The sequence below is a fragment of the Burkholderia sp. NLJ2 genome, assembly GCF_049487195.1.
GTDB classification, from domain to species: Bacteria; Pseudomonadota; Gammaproteobacteria; order Burkholderiales; family Burkholderiaceae; genus Burkholderia; species Burkholderia pyrrocinia.
Genome location: NZ_CP137808.1, coordinates 1,663,241 through 1,686,067, shown reverse-complemented (window position 1 = coordinate 1,686,067; position 22,827 = coordinate 1,663,241). Strand labels below are relative to the sequence as shown.

At 64.8% G+C, this 22,827-nt stretch carries 16 protein-coding genes; 8 read left to right on the top strand and 8 right to left on the bottom strand.

The genetic code is table 11. The annotated features are described in order from the left end of the window. Positions 1-109: 109 nt before the first annotated feature. Positions 110-316 (bottom strand): Flp family type IVb pilin, encoded by a 207-nt coding sequence (locus R9B84_RS07710; RefSeq protein ID WP_047900536.1) that lies wholly within the window; start codon positions 314-316, stop codon positions 110-112. A 676-nt stretch (positions 317-992) separates the two neighbouring features. Between R9B84_RS07710 and R9B84_RS07705 the strand changes: the two genes are divergently transcribed. The 4 genes from R9B84_RS07705 (at position 993) to R9B84_RS07690 (ending at position 6,739) form a co-directional block, all read left to right on the top strand. Next, positions 993-2,813, top strand: coding sequence for a collagen-like triple helix repeat-containing protein (locus tag R9B84_RS07705; protein WP_423759835.1), 1,821 nt, complete (start codon positions 993-995; stop codon positions 2,811-2,813). A gap of 40 nt (positions 2,814-2,853) precedes the next feature. Beyond that, positions 2,854-4,281, top strand: coding sequence for a collagen-like triple helix repeat-containing protein (locus tag R9B84_RS07700; RefSeq protein WP_423759834.1), 1,428 nt, complete (start codon positions 2,854-2,856; stop codon positions 4,279-4,281). A 144-nt stretch (positions 4,282-4,425) separates the two neighbouring features. Beyond that, positions 4,426-6,111, top strand: coding sequence for a ShlB/FhaC/HecB family hemolysin secretion/activation protein (locus R9B84_RS07695; RefSeq protein WP_423759833.1), 1,686 nt, complete (start codon positions 4,426-4,428; stop codon positions 6,109-6,111). 166 nt (positions 6,112-6,277) lie between these two features. Beyond that, a complete protein-coding gene (locus R9B84_RS07690; RefSeq protein WP_047900532.1) occupies positions 6,278-6,739 on the top strand; it encodes a DUF2147 domain-containing protein in 462 nt (153 codons plus the stop codon). Between the two features lie 103 nt (positions 6,740-6,842). Here R9B84_RS07690 and R9B84_RS07685 read toward each other — a convergent pair whose 3' ends face one another. From R9B84_RS07685 to typA, 6 genes are all read right to left on the bottom strand, one after another. Continuing rightward, on the bottom strand, positions 6,843-7,253 hold the full coding sequence (locus R9B84_RS07685; protein WP_423759832.1) for a transposase: 411 nt from the start codon (positions 7,251-7,253) through the stop codon (positions 6,843-6,845). Between the two features lie 144 nt (positions 7,254-7,397). Then, the gene (gene zapE, locus R9B84_RS07680; protein ID WP_096470789.1) at positions 7,398-8,495 is read right to left on the bottom strand and encodes a cell division protein ZapE; all 1,098 of its coding nucleotides are present in this window, start codon (positions 8,493-8,495) and stop codon (positions 7,398-7,400) included. Between the two features lie 98 nt (positions 8,496-8,593). Further along, on the bottom strand, positions 8,594-10,024 hold the full coding sequence (gene lpdA / locus R9B84_RS07675) for a dihydrolipoyl dehydrogenase (protein ID WP_423759831.1): 1,431 nt from the start codon (positions 10,022-10,024) through the stop codon (positions 8,594-8,596). Between the two features lie 81 nt (positions 10,025-10,105). Further along, on the bottom strand, positions 10,106-11,377 hold the full coding sequence (gene odhB / locus R9B84_RS07670; protein ID WP_047900528.1) for a 2-oxoglutarate dehydrogenase complex dihydrolipoyllysine-residue succinyltransferase: 1,272 nt from the start codon (positions 11,375-11,377) through the stop codon (positions 10,106-10,108). 135 nt (positions 11,378-11,512) lie between these two features. After that, positions 11,513-14,377: a 2-oxoglutarate dehydrogenase E1 component gene (locus tag R9B84_RS07665; protein WP_423759830.1), complete on the bottom strand. Its 2,865-nt coding sequence runs from the start codon at positions 14,375-14,377 to the stop codon at positions 11,513-11,515. Between the two features lie 319 nt (positions 14,378-14,696). Further along, a complete protein-coding gene (typA, locus tag R9B84_RS07660; protein ID WP_321792041.1) occupies positions 14,697-16,523 on the bottom strand; it encodes a translational GTPase TypA in 1,827 nt (608 codons plus the stop codon). 327 nt (positions 16,524-16,850) lie between these two features. Between typA and R9B84_RS07655 the strand changes: the two genes are divergently transcribed. The 4 genes from R9B84_RS07655 to R9B84_RS07640 all read left to right on the top strand — a co-directional run bounded on the left by R9B84_RS07655 (position 16,851) and on the right by R9B84_RS07640 (position 21,784). After that, a complete protein-coding gene (locus R9B84_RS07655) occupies positions 16,851-17,342 on the top strand; it encodes a MarR family winged helix-turn-helix transcriptional regulator (RefSeq protein WP_423759829.1) in 492 nt (163 codons plus the stop codon). An 87-nt stretch (positions 17,343-17,429) separates the two neighbouring features. Further along, positions 17,430-18,926, top strand: a complete 1,497-nt coding sequence (locus tag R9B84_RS07650) for an efflux transporter outer membrane subunit (protein WP_423759828.1) — start codon at positions 17,430-17,432, stop codon at positions 18,924-18,926. Between the two features lie 52 nt (positions 18,927-18,978). Continuing rightward, positions 18,979-20,196, top strand: a complete 1,218-nt coding sequence (locus tag R9B84_RS07645) for an efflux RND transporter periplasmic adaptor subunit (RefSeq protein WP_423759827.1) — start codon at positions 18,979-18,981, stop codon at positions 20,194-20,196. A 28-nt stretch (positions 20,197-20,224) separates the two neighbouring features. Continuing rightward, on the top strand, positions 20,225-21,784 hold the full coding sequence (locus tag R9B84_RS07640; protein ID WP_423759826.1) for a DHA2 family efflux MFS transporter permease subunit: 1,560 nt from the start codon (positions 20,225-20,227) through the stop codon (positions 21,782-21,784). Positions 21,785-21,881: 97 nt separating this feature from the next. Here R9B84_RS07640 and truB read toward each other — a convergent pair whose 3' ends face one another. After that, positions 21,882-22,814, bottom strand: a complete 933-nt coding sequence (truB, locus tag R9B84_RS07635) for a tRNA pseudouridine(55) synthase TruB (protein WP_423759825.1) — start codon at positions 22,812-22,814, stop codon at positions 21,882-21,884. Between the last annotated feature and the right edge of the window lie 13 nt (positions 22,815-22,827).

The following is a 22,827-nucleotide window of genomic DNA, read 5'->3' as shown; positions in this document are numbered from 1 at the left end:
CGCAACCCGCCAAAAATGTCGCGATGGGCGGACTACCAAGGGTAATCCGCCCACCACAACACCAAGACGACCCCGTGTTTCGAGGTCGTACCAATTAACGCCAGGTGGGTTACGTAAAGATTTTGGCAACCGTGCAGTTCGCGCCGCCCGGGGTGGTGATACATGACCCGAGATTCGTGAACATATTGCCAAGACTGGTGCCGATCGACGAAGCACCAGCCAGGATCGCGACAGCGATAAGACCCGCAATCAGACCGTACTCGATCGCGGTAACCCCGTTGTTTTCCCTAAGGAAACGCTTGATGATTGCTTTCATTTTATTCCTCGTGCCTGTATTTACGTTCTTTGGCCTTTTATACGTGTACATCCCCGCATATCGGCCCTTGCCCCATGCCGTTCGCCACATCTTCTGCAGCGACAACCGGGTGCGCTTTCTTTATATATCGCCCCGAAGGGAATGCCTCACCATTTGATGCAAGTTAACATTCGCGATAGTGACCCTCCTCGAACGTTGTGTACCGAACCGTACATTTGCTTACATCTGCTCCGGATTCTATATCCGATCCTATTTACTTTCCAACCTCTTTTAACAGCTCGGATCGAAAAAAATGACCGGGAGCACGACGTATTTGTACGGCGTTTCGGTACGTCTTACACATAGGATTTACGATAGGTTAGATGTGCACACCTAATCCACCAGTAAAACAATTGCCTCGTCCACCAAGCCTCCGCGCACCCCACGTTACGCCGTACGCGTAACGCCAATGTTGTGACGTTACGTTACGAAACGGCCGAAACCGTTCTCATTCGTCTGCACTTAAACAGATTCAACAATCTTTCAATTGCCATAACTTCCTTTTCCGACAAGGAATTGCCTCGTTTAAAACCTGTTGTCGAACCGTCGGGCATCGAAATGGCACGACAGTTGCAGAGTAGTCCTCGCACCACTCAACACAACGCAGTTCACAACACATTTTTAATGCGAGGAAGAAATGGACATTAAGGTTATCCCTCATGGCGTGTTCCGGACGACTCTGATCGCGGCCACCGTTGCAGCCATGCTTTCCCTCTCCGCGTGCGGCGGCTCCGGTTCCATCAGCCAGGGGCTCGGCAGTGGCCACACGAGCTCGGGCGGCGGCGATTCGATCTCGACGTCGGGCGGCGGCACCTCGGGCGGCACGTCGGGTTCGACGAGCGGCAGCACGTCGGGCAGCACCAGCGGCTCGACCAGCGGCAGCACGAGCGGTTCGACGAGCGGCAGCACCAGCGGATCGACGAGTGGAACGACCAGCGGCACGAGCGGCACCTCGGGTGTGTCGTCGAACGCGGTGGGAAATGTCCTCGCAAACGGCAGCAATCTCGTTACGGGCGTCGGCGGAACCGTCTCGGGTCTCGGCTCCGTCATCGCCAGCCAGTCGCTGCCGGGCGTGAACCCGGCCACCACGCAAGCGGCGGGCGGCATCGTGCAAAACGTAGGCGGTGCGGTGACCGCACTCGGCAACGGCCTCGGCAATGGTCTCGGCCAGCTCGGCGCAACGAAGGATCCGATCGGCACCACGGTCGCCAGCACGGGCGGCGTGGTCAATCAGCTCGGCGGTGCAGTCACGCAGACCGGCAACCTGGTCACGAGCCTCGGCAGCGGCCCGCTGTCGCCGCTCGCCCCGGTCACGGGCGCCGTCGGCGGCCTCGTGTCGACGCTCGGCGGCGCCGTGTCGAACGGCGGCACCACCCTCACCAACGCGCTGTCGACCGGCCCGATCCAGCAGGTCACGCAGACGGTCAGCTCGGCCATCACGCCGATCACGACGATGGTCGGCCAGACGACCCAGACGATCGGCACGGCGACCGGCCTCGGCGCACCCGTCAACACGCTGCTCGGTACGGTCGGCAACGGCCTGAACCAGGCCGGCGCGCTGCTCGCGTCTGCAGGCGGCAACCCCGTCACGACGGGCCTCGGCAACACCGTCTCGGCGACGGGCAATACCGTGAAGGCCGTCGGCGGCCTGCTCACGGGCGGCACCGGCGGCGTGACCAACCCGCTCGCACCGCTCACGGGCCTCGTCTCCACGGTCACCGGCGCACTCGGTGGCGCAACGGGTGGCGGCAGCGGCCCGCTCGCCCCGGTCACCGGTCTCGTCTCCACGGTTACCGGCGCACTCGGTGGCGCAACGGGTGGCGGCAGCGGCCCGCTCGCCCCGGTCACCGGTCTCGTCTCCACGGTTACCGGCGCACTCGGTGGCGCGACGGGTGGCGGCAGCGGTCCGCTTGCTCCGGTCACCGGCCTCGTCTCCACGGTCACCGGCGCACTCGGTGGCGCAACGGGTGGCGGCAGCGGCCCGCTCGCTCCGGTCACCGGCCTCGTCTCGACGGTCACCGGCGCACTCGGTGGCGCTGCAGGCGGCAGCGGCGGCCCGCTCGCCCCAGTCACCGGCCTCGTCTCGACGGTTACCGGCGCACTCGGTGGCGCTGCAGGCGGCAGCGGCAGCCCGCTCGCACCGGTCACAGGCCTCGTCTCGACTGTCACGGGCGCGCTCGGCGGTGCAACGGGCGGTACGAGCGGCGGCCCCCTCGCGCCGGTCACGGGTCTCCTCGGTGCAGTCACGGGCGCACTCGGCGGCGCGACGGGCGGCGCAGGCGGCAGCAGCCCGCTCGCCCCGGTAACGAATGCCGTGTCCACGGTCACCAGCACGGTCGGCGTACCGGCACTGAGCGGCGGCACGGGTGCCGTCACGAACTCGGGCTCGTCGTCGAATCCGCTCGCGCCTGTCACGTCGCTGATCGGCGGCCTGCTCGGCGGCACGCACGGCAAGTAAGCCAAATTCCATTCATCGACAAGACAGCGAGGAGTCCTTCATGTCCCAGCAACGTTCTCTCACGACGGCCGCCCTGCGCCAGTGGCGCGCGCCCCTCACCGCCTTCGCCGCAGCCTGCCTGCTGGCCGCCTGCGGCGGCGGCGGCGTCAGCTCGCCACCGACCAGCGCCAACAACAGCGGCTCGTCCAGCGGCACGAGCGGTACGTCCGGCACGAGCGGCACCAGCGGCACGCCCACCGGCACCAAAGGTGTCGTCAGCACGGTCGGCCAGACGGCCACCGACCTCGGCAACACGGTCGGCAACGTCAGCCTGCCGGGCCTCGGCGACGGCGTGACGAAGGGCGTCGGCAGCACGCTCTCCAGCACCGGCACGATCGTCGGCGCAGCCGCCGATGCCGTAAGCAACGGGCTGGGACAGATCGGCTCGACGAAGGATCCGGTCGGCACGACAGTTGCCGGTCTCGGTAATGTCGTCGGCGCGACGAGCAACACGGTGTCCGGCCTGAGCTCGACGGTCAAGGCGCTCGGCACGGGCCCGCTCGCGCCGCTCGCGCCCGTCACGACCCCGGTCGGCACCGTGCTCGACACCGTCGCCAACGGCCTGACGGCCGCCGGCACGACGATCGGCTCGACGCTGTCGTCGGGTGCCGTGCAACAGGTCACGCAGCCGCTCAGCTCGGCGATCACGCCGCTCGTGATCACCGCCGGCCAGGTCACGCAACAGGTCGGCACGACGACCGGCCTCGGCCAACCCGTCTCGGGCCTGCTCGGCCAGGTCGGCGGCGCGATCAGCTCGGCTGGCAAGCAGGTCGGCAGCACGTCGAACCAGCCGCTCGTCGGCGATGTCGGTCAACTCGTGACCGCGGTCGGCAACACCGTGACCAACGCGGGCGGTCTCGTCAACCCGAACGGCCCGAACGGTGCCGCACCGATCCCCGGCCTGATCACGAGCCTCGTCGGCGGCTCGACAGCTGGCGTCCAGAACGGCACGTCGTCGGGCTCCGGTTCGACGAACCCGCTCGGCGGCCTGCTGTCGGGTCTCGGCTCGACGCCGCTCGGCTCGCTCGCGGGCGCACTCGGCGGCGCAACCGGTGGCACGAGCAGCGGCCCGCTCGCTCCCGTCACCGGCCTCGTCTCGACGGTCACCGGCGCACTCGGTGGCGCGGCAGGCGGCAGCGGCGGCCCGCTCGCCCCGGTCACGAATCTCGTGTCGACGGTCACGGGCACGCTCGGCGGCGCAACGGGTGGCGCAGGCAGTGCAAACCCTCTCACACCTGTCACCGGTTTGCTGAATACTGTCACCGGAGCGGTCGGCGGCGCAGCAGGAACCGGGGGCTCGAGCCCGCTCGCACCGATCACGTCTCTGGTCGGCGGCGTGTCGGGTACCGCATCGTCGGGCGGTGGCTCGACGGGTCTGCTGGCACCGGTAACGGGGTTGCTGGGTACGCTGGGTAGCGTTGGCAAGTAAGAAGGACGGTCGCACCTTCGCAGCCGGAGCGGATGGCGCGGCCGTACGAATACAACCGGCATTGCGGCACGCGGCGCGCGACACCCTGGTGTCGCGCGCCTGCATTAGAAAGAAGATGAAAAGCAAGGCCTACGAGGAAGAACAATGAAATCCAGACTCGACAGATGGATGATGCTGCTCGCCATCGCGGCAGCAAGCACGGCACATGCACAAACGCGCGTCGCGGGTAACCCGCTCGACTCCCTTCCCCAGATCAACGCACCGAAGACGGGCCCTAACGTCACCGTGCAGGTCGCCTCCCAGGCGCCGCAACTGCAGGAGCTGCTGTCGCGACACCTGACGCCGACGACGTTCCAGGTCGAAGGCGTGAAGTCGGTGCCGTTCGAGGAAATCTCGCAGCGCTTCACGCCCCTCGTCGGCAAGGACATCACGATCGGCCAGTTGATCGAAACCGCCAACGGCGTGACGAAGCTGTACCAGGATCGCGGCTTCGCGCTGTCGTTCGCGTTCGTTCCCGCGCAGGCGTTCGAGAATGGCGTCGTGCGTATCACGGTTGTCGAAGGCTATGTGTCGGACGTCAAGGTCACCGGCAAACCCGGAGCGATGGAATCGAAGATTCGCGCGATCGCCGCGCATATCACGGCCGACCGCCCGCTGCGCCGCGCGACGTTCGAGCGCTACGTGAATACCTTCGGCCTGCTGCCCGGCCTCACGGTGAAAGCGAATGTGCCGCCGCCGCAAACCACCGACGGGGCCACGACGCTCGAACTCGCGGTCGACCGCAAGCCGTTCAACGTCAGCACCGGTATCGACTTCAATCACCCGGGTGTCCAGGGCCTCATCACCGCGACCGAAAACGGCCTGACGTCGTTCGGCGAGCAACTCAGTATCTCAGCACTGGCGCCGCCGGGGCGTGACAAGCAGACCTACTTCGCGTTCAGCGGCGCGGTACCCGTCGGCAGCAGCGGCCTGATCACGCGCCTCGACGCAAGCACGTATCGCGGCAAGCCGACCGACAACCCGGGTTTGCCGTCGACCGTCGAGCGGACCGTCAAGAACGAAAAACTCGGTCTTTCGGCATCCTATCCGTTGCTGCTGAACAACCAGCGCAGCCTGCTCGGCACCGTGTCGGGTTATGCATCGCACAACGAAGACCGTTACCAGAACAAGATCAACGGCGCGACCCTCGATAACCGATCGCAAGTGCGCGTGATGCAACTGCAACTCGACTACACGAGCGTCGAGCCGAAGCAGGTACGGAAACTGAGTGTCAACGTCGCCAAGGCATTCGACATCCTCGGTGCGTCAAAATCGCAGATCGGCACGAATGGCGGCACCACGACTACCTATGCAGACCCGATTTCGCTGACCTTCGTCCGCACCGGCGCGACCTTCACGCAAACCAACGAATGGCCGTTCCGGATCGGCACGTCGGTTTCGCTGACCGGGCAATACAGCCCCGACTCGCTGCCGACGTCCGAGCAGATCTCGTTCGGCTCGACCCGCTACGCGCTCGGCTACCAGCCCGGCGAAACGTCGGGCGACTCGGGCTGGGGGATGTCGCTGGAGGTCAACCGCGGCTTCACACCGGGCTGGACGTATCTGAAATCCGTCACGCCGTATATCGCATACGACATGGCGCGCGTGTACCTGCACGCGGGCACGCCGTCGCCGAACCGCCTGTCGTCGGTCGGCATCGGCGTGCGGTTCACGGACAGCCGCTACTACAGTCTCGACCTGAACGTCGCGAAACCGGTGGGCGACGCACCGGTCGAAAGCGCATCGCGCAGCCCGCGCATCAACGCCGCATTCTCGTATCAGCTCAACTGATCGGTCGGCAAACAGCCCGCGTCACGCGGGCTGTTTCGATTAGAGTCCCCTCTATCAAACGTGGCGCGCGGATTCACGTATTCTGGTGAAGCTCGCAACATGCCCGCCCCATGCAGACGGTCGTGCGAGCGAATCGAACACGACATGCAAAACAAGGAGGATGACAATGATTCAACTGACCCGCCCGTTGCGTGCAATGGCCATCGCCGGCGCACTGCTCGCCTGCGCAGCACCCACGTTCGCTCAAGCCGACAGCCCGCTCGGCATGTGGCAGACGATCGACGACAACACCCATCAACCGAAGGCACTCGTGCAGATCGCCGAGGACGGCGACGGTGCGCTGACGGGCAAGGTCGTCAAGGGTCTCGGCGCGAACGACACGCCCGATCGCCGCTGCACCGCCTGCACGGACGAGCGCAAGGATCAGCTCATCAAGGGCATGACGATCATCAAGGCGATGAAGAAGGAAGGCGACCACTGGGACGGCGGCAACATTCTCGACCCGGAGAACGGTAAGGTCTACAAGTGCAAGATGACGCTTGAAGACGGCGGCCAGAAGCTCGTCGTGCGCGGTTACATCGGCGTGTCGCTGCTCGGCCGTTCGCAGACGTGGGTTCGCCAGCAATAACGCAGCACGCGCCGAAACGCGCGACTCAATGAAAAAATCGGCCTGCGACGGAGTCGTCAGGCCGATTCTCTTTTGGTGCGTGCGTAGAAGCAAACGACGGACATCATGCCGCGTGCTTCAGCGCGTCCGGCGCATAGCCGCCCGGTGTGCGACTCGCGGGCGCCACGCTGCTACGCGCCTCCGCTGCCTTCGATTGTGCGTGCTTGCGCATCCGTGTGGACAATTCGTTGCACAGACTCACGCCCGAATCGCCATAGAGCTCACGCATCACGTTCAACAACGTGCCCGTCTCGTGCCAGACCTTGAAGCGGCGATGACATGTCTGATACGAAGGGTAACGGCGCGGCATGGCGGACCACGTTGCGCCGCTGTAGATCACCCAGAGCACGCCGTTCAGTACGGCACGCGTATTGGCTAGCGGTCGGCCGCGCAACTCCGTGCGCGGCTGCATTTCGGGCAGAAGCGGCGCGACGCAGCGCCACTCGTGGTCGGTCAGATCGCGATACGGTGTCATGGACATCTCCAGCCTTGGTAACCATGACACAACGATATCGGCTCACCTCAACGATGAATATAAGACAAATCCGAAAATACCCCGAGATTGCATGGATTTGACCGGAATTGACGTTTGAATCGCGCCAATTACCGAGAATCGCAATCAGGTCAGCGAAGTATCGACGATACGGCGCGGCGTTTCAAGATACTCCTTCGACTGCATCTCGACGATACGCGAGACCGTGCGCGCAAATTCGTTGGCCATCGGGCCTTCGACGTACAACTGCTCCGCCGGCACCGCCGCGGACATCAGCAGCTTGACCTTGTGGTCGTACAGCACGTCGATGAGCCAGGTGAAGCGACGCGCCTCGGACGCCATCCGCGGCGACATCTGCGGCACCTCGGACAGCACGATCGCGTGGAAGCGGCTTGCGAGTTCGAGATAGTCGTTCTGCGATCGCGGGCCGCCGCACAGCGTCGCGAAGTCGAACCATACGACGCCGTCCGCCTTGCGCAGCGCCTTCAGTTCGCGCTTCTCGATATGCAGGATCGGGCTCTCGTCGGGTACCGCGGCGAGCTTCGCGAATGCATGACGCAGTTCGCGATCGGCGTCGGCGCCGAGCGGCGTGTGATACATCTTCACCTGCGCGAGCGTACGCTGGCGATAGTCGACGCCCGCGTCGACGTTGAGCACGTCGAGCTTGTCCTTGATCAGCGCGATCGCCGGCAGCATGCGGTCGCGATGCAGCCCGTCCGGATACAGGTCGTCGGGATCGTAGTTGGACGTCATCACGAACTGCACGCCGTTGTTGAACAGGCGATCGAGCAGACGGTACAGGATCATCGCGTCGGCAATGTCCGACACGTGGAACTCGTCGAAGCAGATCAGCCGGTAGCGCTTCGCGATGCGCCGCGCGAGTTCGTCGAGCGGATCGGCCTGCCCTTTCAGCTCCTCGAGCTCGCGGTGCACTTCGCGCATGAATTCGTGGAAATGCAGGCGCGTCTTGCGCTGCACGGGTACGACCGCGTAGAAGCTGTCCATCAGGAAGCTCTTGCCGCGACCGACGCCGCCCCACATGTAGACGCCGCGCGGGAGGTCCGGATGAATGATGAGCTTCTTGAACGCGTTCGAGCGGCGCGCCTTGTATTCGACCCACTCGTCGAAACAGCGCTGCAGGCGATCGACGGCCGCGCGCTGCGCGGGATCGGACTGATAGCCGCGCGTGGTCAGTTCGCGCGTGTAGTATTCGGTGACGTTCATCGGGCAAACCGGAAAGAACGAAGGCGAGCGGGAAACCCCGCCCGCCTTCGTCATCAAACGGCGGCGCCGGCCGGACGCCGGCCGGCGCGATACCGCGCTTAGCTGTTCAGCGAGCGCTTGTCGACGGCGAGCGCCGCTTCGCGCATCACTTCCGACATCGACGGGTGCGGATGGCAAATGCGGGCGATGTCTTCCGACGCCGCCTTGAATTCCATCGCCACCACGGCTTCCGCGATCAGGTCCGACGCGTTCGCAGCGATCACGTGCACGCCGAGCAGTTCGTCGGTCTTCGCGTCCGCGATCATCTTCACGAAGCCGTCCGGTGCGTTCATGCCGAGCGCGCGGCCGTTGATCGAGAACGGGAACTTGCCCGTCTTGATCTCGCGACCTTCCGCCTTCAGTTGCTGCTCCGTCTTGCCGACCCACGCGATTTCCGGGTACGTGTAGATCACCCACGGAATGCAGTTGTAGTCGATGTGCGGCTTCTGGCCGTCGATCACTTCCGCGACCAGCACGCCTTCGTCTTCCGCCTTGTGCGCGAGCATCGGGCCGCGCACCACGTCGCCGATCGCATACACGTTCGGCACCGCCGTGCGGCAGTGGTCGTCGACGTCGATGAAGCCACGTTCGTTCGCCTTCAGGCCGATCGCCTCGAGGCCGAGGTTGTCGGTGTTCGGCACGCGGCCGACCGACACGATCAGGCGGTCGGCGTCGAGCGTCTGCGCGTTGCCGTCCTTGTCCGTGTAGGCGATCGACACGCTGTCCGCGGTCGTCTTCACTTCGCCGATCTTGACGCCGAGATGGATGTCGAGGCCTTGTTTCTTGAACAGCTTGGCCGCTTCCTTCGCGAGCGCTTCGTCGGCTGCGCCGAGGAACGCCGGCAGCGCTTCGAGCACCGTCACTTCGGCGCCCAGGCGACGCCACACCGAGCCGAGTTCGAGGCCGATCACGCCTGCGCCGATCACGGCGAGCTTCTTCGGCACCGAGTCGAACGTCAGTGCGCCTTCGTTGTCCGACACGATCTTGTTGTCGACCGGGACGCCCGGCAGGTGACGCGCCTTCGAGCCCGTCGCGATGATCACGTTCTTCGCGGTGACGACTTCGGTTTCACCCTCGCCGCTCACTTCGATCTGCACGCCGGCGTCGGTCTTGCCGGTGAACTTGCCATGGCCCTTCAGCCAGGTGATCTTGTTCTTCTTGAACAGGAACTCGATCCCGCTCGTCATCTTCTCGACGATCGCATCCTTGCGGCCGAGCATCTTCGCGATGTCGAGCTTCACGCCTTCGACTTCGATGCCGTGGTCGGCCAGGTGATGCGACGTGTTCTCGAACTCTTCCGACGATGCGAGCAGCGCCTTCGACGGGATGCAACCGACGTTCAGGCAGGTGCCGCCGAGCTTCAGCGCGCCGGCCGGGTTCTTCCACTTCTCGATACAGGCAACGGTCTTGCCGAGCTGTGCGGCGCGGATCGCTGCGATGTAGCCGCCGGGGCCGGCGCCGATCACGACGACGTCAAATTCCTTGGACATGACAATCCTTTCTTCTTGTGCATCCGCGCGGGCGCGCGTTTCGCGCACCCGTGCGGAGCGGGTCAATGCAGTGAACCTGGCTTACAGATCGAGCAGCAGGCGTGCCGGATCCTCGAGCGCATCCTTCATCGCGACGAGCGACAGCACGGCTTCGCGGCCGTCGATGATCCGGTGGTCGTACGACAGCGCGAGGTAGTTGATCGGACGGATCACGATCTGGCCGTTTTCGACGACCGGACGCTCCTTCGTCGCGTGCACGCCGAGGATGGCCGACTGCGGCGGGTTGATGATCGGGGTCGACAGCATCGAGCCGAACACGCCGCCGTTCGAGATCGAGAACGTACCGCCCGTCATTTCCTCGATCGACAGCTTGCCGTCCTTCGCCTTCTGGCCGAACTCGGCGATCTTCTTCTCGATGTCGGCGAGGCTCAGTTGATCCGCGTTGCGCAGGATCGGCACCACGAGGCCGCGCGGCGAGCCAACGGCGATACCGATGTCGAAATAGCCGTGGTAGACGATGTCGTTACCGTCGATCGACGCGTTCACGAGCGGGAACTTCTTCAGCGCATGCACGGCCGCCTTCACGAAGAACGACATGAAGCCGAGCTTCACGCCATGTTCCTTCTCGAACTTGTCCTTGTACTTGTTGCGCAGCTCCATGACCGGAGCCATGTTGACTTCGTTGAACGTCGTCAGGATCGCGTTGGTCTGCTGCGATTCGAGCAGACGCTCGGCGATACGCGCACGCAGGCGCGACATCGGCACGCGCTGTTCCGGACGGTCGTTCAGCCAGGTCGTCGCCGACGCCGGCACCTTCACGTCCGGCAGCGACGGCTTCGCAGCGGCCTTGGCCGGTGCGGCGGCCGGTGCGGCCTTCGGTGCGCTGCCTGCAGCCAGCGCGTCGCCCTTCGTGACACGGCCGTCGCGGCCCGAACCTGCGACGTCGCCCGCCGACAGGCCCTTCTCGGCCAGCAGCTTCGACGCGGCCGGCGATGCGGTGGCCGACGATGCCGCTGCGGCGACCGGCTGTGCTGCCGGCGCGGCTGCAGCAGGCGCTGCTGCCGGCTGGACTTCGGCGGCGCCCGCCGCTGCTTCGGCGGCGCCTGCCTTCGCTTCGGTGTCGATCGTCGCGATCAGCTGATCGGCAACCACCGTGTCACCGTCGTTCTGCAGCACTTGCGCGAGCACGCCCGCGGCCGGTGCCGGCACTTCGAGCACGACCTTGTCGGTCTCGAGTTCGATCAGGATTTCGTCTTGCGCAACTGCTTCGCCCGGCTTCTTCTTCCACTGCAGCATGGTGGCTTCCGAAACCGACTCCGAAAGCTGGGGGACTTTGACTTCTACGATAGCCATGTGATTTTCCTGGATGCTTAATCTGGGGTGTGACGAGGTTCGTGCGATTCCTTCGGCCGGTGCGGCGCGCGACGCGCCCGGCGGGCCAAAAGAGACGGGAAAGCGCAGCGCGCCTTCCCGTTTCGCTTCCGTCGGTTATTTCGCGATCGATGCGCTCTTCAGGCGGCCGAAAGCACCTTCGATCAGTGCCTTCTGCTGCTCGTAGTGCTTCGCGTAGTAGCCAACCGCCGGCGAGGCCGAAGCCGGACGGCCGCTGTATGCCAGCTTCTGCCCTTCCTTCATGCCTTCCTTCAGATGGTGCTCGACGTAGAACCAGGGGCCCTGGTTCTGCGGCTCGTCCTGCACCCAGACCACTTCAGTCGCGTTCTCGTACTTCTTCATTTCGGCTTCGAACTGCTTGTGCGCGAACGGATACAGCTGCTCGATACGGATGATCGCGACGTCGTTCGCCTTCGCTTCGCGGCGATGTGCGACGAGGTCGTAATACACGCGGCCCGAGCATGCCAGCACGCGCTTGACCTTCTTCGCGTCGATGCCGCCGTCGGTTTCGCCCAGCACCGGCTGGAACGAACCCTTCGCCAGTTCCGACAGGTCCGACACCGCTTCCTTGTGACGCAGCAGCGACTTCGGCGTTGCGACGATCAGCGGCTTGCGGAACAGGCGGATCATCTGGCGACGCAGCAGGTGGAAGATCTGCGCCGGCGTCGTCGGCTGGACGACCTGCATGTTGTGATCCGCGCACAGTTGCAGGAAACGCTCGATACGGGTCGACGAGTGCTCCGGACCCTGGCCTTCGTAGCCGTGCGGCAGCAGCATCGTGAGACCCGACACGCGGCCCCACTTCACTTCGCCCGACGAGATGAACTGGTCGATCACGACCTGCGCGCCGTTGACGAAGTCGCCGAACTGCGCTTCCCACAGCACGAGCGTGTTCGGTTCGGCGGTCGAGTAACCGTATTCGAAGCCGAGCACCGCTTCTTCCGACAGCACCGAGTCGATCACCGTGAACTTCGCCTGGCCTTCGGCGATGTTCTGCAGCGGCACGTACGTGCCGTCGTTCCAGCGCTCGCGGTTCTGGTCGTGCAGCACCGCGTGACGGTGCGTGAACGTGCCACGGCCCGAGTCCTGGCCCGTCAGGCGCACCGAGTAGCCCGATGCGACGAGCGACGCGAACGCGAGGTGCTCGCCCATGCCCCAGTCGAGCGGCTGGTCGCCGCGCGCCATGTTGCGGCGGTCGTTGATCACGCGCTCGACGAGCGGGTGGACCTTGAAGTTTTCCGGGACCGTCGTGATGCGTTCGCCGAGGCGCTTCAGTTCGGCGAGCGGCACGGCCGTGTCGGCTGCATCCGTCCACTTGCGGTTCAGGAACGGAACCCAGTCGACCGCGTACTTGCTCTTGTAGTTCGACAGGACCGGGTCGACCGTGTGGTGACCGTCGTCCATTGCCTTGCGGTACGCCTTCACGAAGTTGTCGGCGTCTTCCGCGGTGATCACGCCCTGCTGCACGAGCTTCTCGGCGTACAGCGCACGGGTGCCCGGGTGCTGCGCGATCTTCTTGTACATCAGCGGCTGCGTGACGGCCGGCGTGTCCTGCTCGTTGTGACCCAGCTTGCGGAAGCAGACGATGTCGATCACGACATCCTTGTGGAACTGCATCCGGTAATCGATCGCGATCTGCGTCGCGAGGATCACGGCTTCCGGATCGTCGCCGTTCACGTGCAGCACCGGCGCCTCGATCATCTTGACGACGTCGGTACAGTACAGCGTCGAACGCGCATCGCGCGGGTCGGACGTCGTGAAGCCGATCTGGTTGTTGATGACGATGTGCAGCGTGCCGTGCGTGCCGTAACCGCGCGTCTGTGCGAGGTTCAGCGTTTCCATCACGACGCCCTGGCCCGCGAAGGCCGCGTCGCCGTGGATCTGCACCGGCAGCACCTGCAGGCCGTCTTCGTCGCCGCGACGGTCCATCCGCGCCTTCGCGGAACCTTCGACCACCGGGTTCACGATTTCGAGGTGCGACGGGTTGAACGCGAGCGACAGGTGGACCGGGCCGCCTTGCGTCGACACGTCCGACGAGAAGCCCTTGTGGTACTTCACGTCGCCGGCCGGCAGGTCGTCGACGTGCTTGCCTTCGAATTCGGCGAACAGGTCGGCCGGCATCTTGCCCAGCGTGTTGACCAGCACGTTCAGACGGCCGCGGTGGGCCATGCCGATGATGATTTCCTGCACGCCGCGCTTGCCCGCGTGCTGGACGACTTCGTCCATCGACGCGATGAAGCTTTCGCCGCCTTCGAGCGAGAAGCGCTTCTGGCCGACGTACTTGGTGTGCAGGTAGCGCTCGAGGCCTTCAGCGGCCGTCAGGCGATTCAGGATGTGCTTCTTCTCGCCTGCCGAGAAATTCGGCGTCGCGCGGGTCGATTCCAGGCGCTCCTGCCACCAGCGCTTCTGCTCCGGATCGCTGATGTACATGTACTCGGCGCCGATCGTGCCGCAATACGTGTCGCGCAGACCCTTGACGATGTCGCGCAGCGAAGCCTGGTCGAAACCGAAATACAGGTTGCTCGCGCTGTACGTCTGGTCGAGGTCGCCTTCCGAGAAGTCGTAGAACGCGGGTTCGAGTTCGGGAATGGCGGGACGTTCACGACGCTTCAGCGGATCCAGATTGGCCCATTGCGAACCAAGGAAGCGATATGCGCTGATGAGGGACTGGACGTGAACCTGCTTGCGCGCCGCAGCCAGATTGGTGCCGCTTTCGCGCGGGATGAAGGCATTGGCCTTCGCACGCTCGGCAAACGACTCGACGATCGGGAAATGCGCGACGTCATTGGCATTCGAACCGTCCGTTGCAGGCACATTCTGCAACGCGTCGAAATACTCTCGCCAGTTCTCTGGCACTGACGCCGGATTGTTGAGGTATGCATCGTACAGTTCTTCAACGTACGAAGCATTGCCGCCGAACAGATAGGAGTTCAGCTGAAACTGCTTCATTACATCTGACATTTTACGCTCACCTTTCTTCGAGCTTCTCGAGAAATAGCGGGTTGCTCAACCTTCCGCGACACGGCCTGACCGTTTAGCGGATTGCGAATCAAGTCTTGCTTGGAAGGACCTAAAACTTGCGTGCGCGCAGCATATCACAGAACCGATACCAAAGTTCACGGCGAAATCTGCCTGAAAGCACCGCGTGGCGGGGTTTTGCCGGATTGCCACAACCCGTGGGAACAGTGTTTTGCAGACAGCCCGATTGCGCATCGCGCAGATGCAAAAAAGGCCGCCCCAAGGCAGCCTTTTCCGTGATGCATGGGAACGGTCGAAACACTCAGTCGACCGCGCCTTCGCGGCTCGCGCGGCGACGCTCGTGCTCCTTCAGGTGGCGCTTGCGCAGACGGATCGACTGCGGTGTCACTTCGACCAGTTCGTCGTCATCGATGAATTCGACTGCGTATTCCAGCGACATCTGGACCGGCGGCACCAGACGCACGGCTTCGTCGGTGCCCGACGCACGCACGTTGGTCAGCTGCTTGCCCTTGATCGGGTTCACGACGAGGTCGTTGTCGCGGCTGTGGATGCCGATGATCATGCCCTCATACAGCGCGTCGCCCGGCTTCACGAACATGCGGCCGCGGTCCTGCAGCTTCCACAGTGCGTACGCCACGGCTGCGCCGTCGTCCTGCGAGATCAGCACGCCGTTGCGGCGCTCGAAGACCGAGCCTTCCTTGACCGGTGCGTACGAGTCGAAGATGTGGCTCATCAGGCCCGTACCGCGCGTGAGCGTCAGGAATTCGCTCTGGAAGCCGATCAGGCCGCGCGCCGAGATCCGGTATTCCAGACGCGTACGGCCACGGCCGTCCGACGCCATGTCGAGCATTTCGCCCTTGCGGCGACCAAGTTCTTCCATCACGCCGCCCTGGTGCTCGTCTTCGACGTCGACCGTCAGCAGCTCGTACGGCTCGTTCTTCACGCCGTCGATTTCCTGCATCACGACGCGCGGACGCGACACGGCCAGCTCGTAGCCTTCGCGGCGCATGTTCTCGACGAGAATCGTCAGGTGCAGTTCGCCGCGCCCAGACACTTCGAACACCGTTTCATCGCCGGTGTCCTTCACGCGCAGCGCGACGTTGTGGTTCAGTTCCTTCATCAGGCGGTCGCGAATCTGGCGGCTCGTCACGAACTTGCCTTCGCGACCGGCGAGCGGCGACGAGTTGACGAGGAAGTTCATCGTCAGCGTCGGCTCGTCGACGGTGATCATCGGCAGCGCTTCCGGCGTATCCACCGCACAGATCGTCGCGCCGATGCCGACATCTTCAATACCGTTGATCAGCACGATGTCGCCCGCTTCGGCCGACTCGACCTGCACGCGCTCGAGGCCCGTGAACGACAGCACCTGGTTGATCTTGCGGTTCAGCACATCGCCTTCCGGGCCGAAGCGCATCACGACCGGCTGGCCCGGCTTGATGCGACCGCGCGTGATGCGGCCGACGCCGATCCGGCCGACGTACGTCGAATAGTCGAGCGACGTGATCTGGAGCTGCAGCGGCGCTTCCGGATCGGCCGGGCGGACCGGCACGTGCTCGAGGACCGCCTCGAACAGCGGGCGCATGTCGCCCTCGCGCGCAGCCGGGTCGAGCGACGCATAGCCGTTCAGGCCCGATGCGTAGACGATCGGGAAGTCGAGCTGCTCTTCGGTTGCGCCAAGCTTGTCGAACAGGTCGAACGTCTGGTTGATGACCCAGTCGATCCGCGCGCCCGGACGATCGATCTTGTTGACGATGACGATCGGCTTCAGGCCGAGCGCGAGCGCCTTCTTCGTGACGAAGCGCGTCTGCGGCATCGGGCCCTCGACCGCGTCGACGAGCAGCAGCACCGAGTCGACCATCGACAGCACGCGCTCCACCTCGCCACCGAAGTCCGCGTGCCCCGGCGTGTCGACGATGTTGATGTGCGTGCCTTCGTACTCGACCGCGCAGTTCTTCGCGAGAATCGTGATCCCGCGCTCCTTTTCGATGTCGTTCGAATCCATCACCCGCTCCGCAATCTGCTGGTTCTCGCGGAAGGTGCCGGACTGGCGGAGCAGTTGGTCGACGAGCGTAGTCTTGCCGTGGTCGACGTGGGCGATGATGGCGATGTTGCGAAGGGCGCGGGTCATAGAAACCTGGAAATCGTTTGAACGCGCAAACGCGCCCGCTCGTTTTTCACGGGCGCGCGCATTGCAGCTTGGAAAGCCACAAATTATAGCACGTGAGAGTGACGAGAGCTGACCGGCCCGTTGCGACGCAGCAAACCGGGCAGACCCGCCCTCCCCGCGAACGCACACATCGGCCGACGGCCCTGTCGCCGGCAGGCCGAAAAACCTTATCGGCACAAGGGATTCTTGCAACACGAAGCGCGCGCCTTGTCGTTCGATTAACATTTGCCGCGGCAAGCAATTGTGCCTATACTGCTGCCTAGTCAACTATTGCAGCTTCAGGGTTTTATGTCGGATTCTCCTACTCAACCGCCCGTTTCACCGCTGTCCACCTATCAGATGAACGACAGCGTCGGTTATCTGATGTCGCGCGTGAAGTCCGTGATGACCAACCTCGTCACGCAACGCACGCAGGAAGAGCTCGGCATCACGGGCACGCAGGCGAGCATGCTGTTCATGATCGCGGTCGGCAAGTGCTCGACGGCCGCCGAGCTCGCGCGCGAATACGGGATCGACGCGAGCGCGGTCACGCGCCTGCTCGACCGGGTCGAGAAACGCGGCCTGCTGTCCCGCGTGCGCAGCATCGAGGATCGGCGGGTCGTGCGCCTCGAACTGACCGACGAAGGCCGCGCGCTGGCCGAGCGGCTGCCGCCCATTTTCCGCAGCGTGCTCGACCAGGTGCTCGACGGGTTTACGCCGGAAGAAGTCGGGTTCCTGAAGAGCATGCTGCGCCGCATTCTCAGCAACTATTGCGAGACGGCCGGCGGCAGCATCACGTAATAGTTGCCATAACAATTACTTTTGACAGATTAATGTAAGGAAATCCTTGCAGTGTCCATCATTCATTCCGAGTCAGGGGTCAGCGCGATGAAATCCTCCCCGTTGTCCGTGCACGCCGGGTCGTGCCGCGCTGCCGTCGCCGCGGCGGTCACCGCACTGGCGCTGGCGGGCTGCGCAAATTACATCGGCATCAAGAGCGACAAGCAGATCGCCCCCGCGTCGCAATTCGAATCCGCGCAGAGCCTGCCGGCCCAGGGCGGCCAGTGGCCGGCGCTCGACTGGGCCAACCAGTTCGGCGATCCGCAATTGCCCAAGCTGATCGACGAGGCCCTCCAGGGCAATCCGTCGATCGCGCAGGCGCAGGCGCGTATCGCGAAGGCATCGTCGTACATCGAATCGTCGCGTTCGAACCTGTTGCCGAAGGCCGAAGCCAGCTATTCGTGGACGCGCGAGCTGTATTCGTCGAACGCGCTGTTCCCGCCCCCGTTCGGCGGCCAGTGGTACAGCGAGAACAACGCGCTTGCGAGCGCATCGTGGGAACTCGACCTGTGGGGCAAGAACCGCGAACGCCTGCACACCGCCGTGTCGCAGGCAAAGGCCGCCGAAGCCGACATGCAGCAGGCACGTATCACGCTCGCGTCGTCGGTCGCGCGTACCTATAACTCGCTCGCGCAACTCTATGCGCTGCGCGACATCGCGCAACACGAGATCTCCAACCGCGAGACGGTCGGCAAGATCACCGACGGCCGCGTCTCGGCCGGCCTCGACACCAACGTCGAACGCCAGACGGCGCGCGGCAATATCGCGACGACGCAGGCTTCGCTGTCGGATCTCGACGGCCAGATCACGACGGTGCGCTACCAGCTCGCCGCGCTGCTCGGCAAGGGTCCGGATCGCGGGTTGCAGATCGCGGCACCCGTGATGAACCCGAGCGGCGAGGTCGCACTGCCCGGCAACCTGCCGGCCGATCTCGTCTCGCGCCGCCCCGACATCGTCACCGCGCGCTGGCAAGTCGAGGCCGCGATGCACGACGTGAAGGAAGCGAAGGCCGAGTTCTACCCCGACGTGAACCTCGCGGCCGGCTTCGGCTTCGACGCGTTCGGCTGGGGCAAATTCCTGAACTTCGCGAGCCGCCAGGCACAGTTCGGCCCGGCGATCCACCTGCCGATCTTCGACGGCGGCGCGCTGCGCGCCCAGCTCAAGGGCCGCTATGCGGACTTCGACCTGTCGGTGGCGAACTACAACCAGACGCTGATCAGCGCGCTGAACGACGTCGCGACGCAGGTCGCGTCGATCCGCGCGGTCGATCGCCAGATGGGCGACGCGCAACGCGCGCTCGACGCGTCGACGCGCGCGTACGACCTCGCCGTGATCCGCTACAAGGCCGGCCTGTCGCCGCAACTGCAGGTGCTGACCGCGGACAGCAACCGCCTCGCATCGGAGCAGACGGTGACCAACCTGAAGATGCGCCGGCGCGACATGCAGCTCGCGCTGATCAAGGCGCTGGGCGGCGGATTCGACGCGACCGGCACGCCGCTCGCCGCACCCGACGCCGACAAGCCGACAAAACAGGCCGCCAACTGAACCGGCGCCACCACTACGCAGACACTCGAAATAACGGACGGAGAAAATCGCCATGAGCGACCCTCAACAAAACGCCGCCAGCGCGCAGTCGCAAAGCAACGGGAAGCGCAAACGGATGATGACGCTGCTCGTCGCGGTCATCGTGATCGCGGCCATCGCGTACGGCCTGTACTACTTCCTCGTTGCCCGCTTCCATGAAGGGACCGACGATGCGTACGTGAACGGCAACGTCGTGCAGATCACGCCGCAGGTCACCGGCACCGTGATCGCCGTGAAGGCCGACGATACGCAGACGGTCAAGGCCGGCGACCCGCTGGTCGTGCTCGACCCGGCCGATTCGCAGGTCGCGCTGCAGCAGGCGGAAGCCAACCTCGCGCAGACCGTGCGCCAGGTGCGCGGCCTGTTCGTCAACGACGACCAGTACCGCGCGCAGGTCGCGCTGCGCCAGTCCGACCTGTCGAAGGCCGACGACGACCTGCGCCGCCGCATGGCCGTCGCGCAGACGGGCGCGGTATCGCAGGAAGAAATCTCGCACGCACGCGACGCCGTGAAGGCCGCGCAGGCGTCGCTCGATGGCGCGCAGCAGCAGCTCGCATCGAACCGTGCGCTGACCGCGAACACGACGATCGCATCGCACCCGAACGTGCTCGCCGCAGCCGCGAAGGTTCGCGACGCCTACCTCGCGAATGCGCGTAACGTGCTGCCCGCGCCGGTCACCGGCTATGTCGCGAAGCGCTCGGTGCAGGTCGGCCAGCGCGTGTCGCCGGGCACGCCGCTGATGTCGGTGGTGCCGCTGAATGCCGTGTGGGTCGACGCGAACTTCAAGGAAGTCCAGCTCAAGCACATGCGCATCGGCCAGCCGGTCGAACTGACGGCCGACATCTACGGCTCGTCGGCCGTGTACCACGGCAAGGTCGTCGGCTTCTCGGCCGGCACGGGCTCGGCGTTCTCGCTGCTGCCGGCGCAGAACGCGACCGGCAACTGGATCAAGGTCGTGCAGCGCCTGCCGGTGCGTATCGAACTCGATCCGAAGGATCTCGACAAGCATCCGCTGCGCATCGGTCTGTCGATGCAGGTCGACGTGGACATCAAGGACGAACGCGGCAACCAGCTCGTCAACGCACCGAACACCGTCTACGAGACCAGCGTGTTCGCAAAGTACGGCGACGAAGCCGACGCCGAAATCGCGCGCATCATCGCCGAAAACGCAGGCGGCAATGCGTCGGCGCCGGTCGCGGCGAAGCAAGGCAGCGCCGCGAAGATGATGTAACCGCTCCGACTCCGGAAAAACAACCGACATGGCACAAGCTCCTGTCTCCTACCCGCCCTTGCAGGGCGGGCAACTCGTGCTCGGGACGATCGCCGTGTCGCTCGCGGTGTTCATGAACGTGCTCGACACGTCCATCGCGAACGTCGCGATCCCGACCATCTCGGGCGACCTCGGCGTGTCATCCGACCAGGGCACGTGGGTCATCACGTCGTTCGCGGTCGCGAACGCGATCTCGGTGCCGCTGACGGGCTGGCTGACCGACCGCTTCGGGCAGGTCCGCCTGTTCCTCGCGTCGATCATCCTGTTCGTCATCTCGTCTTGGATGTGCGGGCTCGCGCCGAGCCTGCCGTTCCTGCTCGCGTCGCGTGTCCTCCAGGGAGCGGTCGCGGGGCCGATGATTCCGCTATCGCAGTCGCTGCTGCTGTCGAGCTATCCGCGCGCGAAGGCGCCGATGGCGCTCGCGCTATGGTCGATGACAACACTGATCGCGCCGGTCGCGGGCCCGATCCTCGGCGGCTGGATATCGGACAACTACTCGTGGCCGTGGATCTTCTACGTGAACATCCCGGTCGGCATCGCCGCCGCGCTCGCCACGTGGTCGATCTATCGCACGCGCGAATCGACGGTGCGCCGCGCGCCGATCGACGGCGTCGGCCTTGCGCTGCTCGTGCTGTGGGTCGGCTCGCTGCAGATCATGCTCGACAAGGGCAAGGATCTGGACTGGTTCGCATCGACGACGATCGTCGCGCTCGCGTTGATCGCCATCATCTCGTTCGCGTTCTTCGTGATCTGGGAACTGACCGCCGAGCACCCCGTCGTCGACCTGTCGCTGTTCCGCCGGCGCAACTTCACGGGCGGCACGATCGCGCTGGCGGTCGGTTACGGGCTCTACTTCGGCAACCTCGTGCTGCTGCCACTGTGGCTGCAGACCCAGATCGGCTACACGGCGACCGACGCAGGCCTCGTGATGGCGCCGGTCGGGCTGTTCGCGATCCTGCTGTCGCCGCTGACCGGCAAGTTCCTGCCGCGCACCGACCCGCGCTACATCGCGACCGCCGCGTTTCTCATATTCGCACTGTGCTTCTGGATGCGATCGGGCTACACGACGGGCGTCGACGAGTGGTCGCTCACGCTGCCGACGCTCGTGCAGGGTGTCGCGATGGCCGGCTTCTTCATTCCGCTCGTGTCGATCACACTGTCCGGCCTCCCCGGCCACCGCATTCCGGCGGCGTCCGGTCTGTCGAACTTCGTGCGGATCATGTGCGGCGGCATCGGCACGTCGATCTTCCAGACTGCGTGGGATCATCGCAACAACTTCCACCACGCGCAGCTGGTCGAGCAGACGAACGTGTACAACCCGACGTTCAACCAGGCCGTCACGCAGATGGGCAATCTCGGGCTGACGCAGGACCAGGCGCATGGCCTCATCAACAACCTGGCCACGCAGCAGGCGGCGCAGCTCGGCGTAAACGACCTGTTCTACATCTCGGCGGCGATCTTCGTGCTGCTGATTGCGCTGATCTGGATCACGAAGCCCGAACGCGCGGGCGGCGGCGATGCCGGTGCGGCGGCATCGGCGGCGCACTGAGCGCCACCCGACACCGCGCCACCGCGCGCCAAACAAAAAGCCCGGTCGAAATCGACCGGGCTTTTTCTTGCTCCGACGGCGCGCTCGCGCCGCTGCATCAGGCGGCCGTCACGACGAGCCGTTCCGGCGCAAGCACACCGTTTGCCTTGCGCGCCACGCCGAGCAGCCGCGTCGCGTCGTAGACGCGCACGCGCTCGCCGTCGGCCGCATCGATCGGGCTAAGCTCCGACAGCGGCAGGCGCTGGCCGTGCAGGAACCGCTTCGCGCCCGCGTCGTCGAGACGAACCGACGGAAACGTCGACAGCAATGCATCGACCGGCTGAAGCCACGCATCGCGCGCCGATTCGTCGGCGTCCGACAGCGCATCGAGCGTCACCGCATGCTCGAGCGTCAGCGCGCCGACGCCCGTGCGGCGCAGCATCGTCAGATGCGCACCGCAACCGAGCGCCTCGCCGATATCCTCTGCCAGCGTGCGCACATAAGTGCCCTTGCTGCAGGTCACGCGAAACGTCACGTCGGGCAGTTCGCAGGCGAGCAGGTCGAGCCCATGGATCGTCACGTTGCGGCCTTCGCGCTCGACGGTCTGGCCTGCGCGCGCATATTCGTACAGCGGCTTGCCGTCGCGCTTGAGCGCCGAATACATCGGCGGCACCTGCACGATCTCGCCGGTGAAGCGCACGAGCGCGGCTTCCACCGCTGCGCGGTCGCATTCGACCGGCCGCATGTCGACCACTTCGCCTTCCGCGTCGCCGGTGGTCGTGCGCAGGCCGAGACGCATCGTCGCTTCGTAGGTCTTGTCGGCCTCGAGCAGATCCTGCGAAAACTTCGTCGCCTCGCCGAAACACAGCGGCAGCAGGCCCGAAGCCAGCGGGTCGAGCGTGCCGGTGTGGCCGGCTTTCTTCGCGAGAAGCAGCCGCTTCGCGCGAATCAGCGCGTCGTTGCTCGACAGGCCGATCGGCTTGTCGAGCAGTAGGACACCGTCCAGCGTGCGCCGGGGCACGCGCGGACGTTGGGATGCTGCATTCGTCATAGGCCGGTCGAGC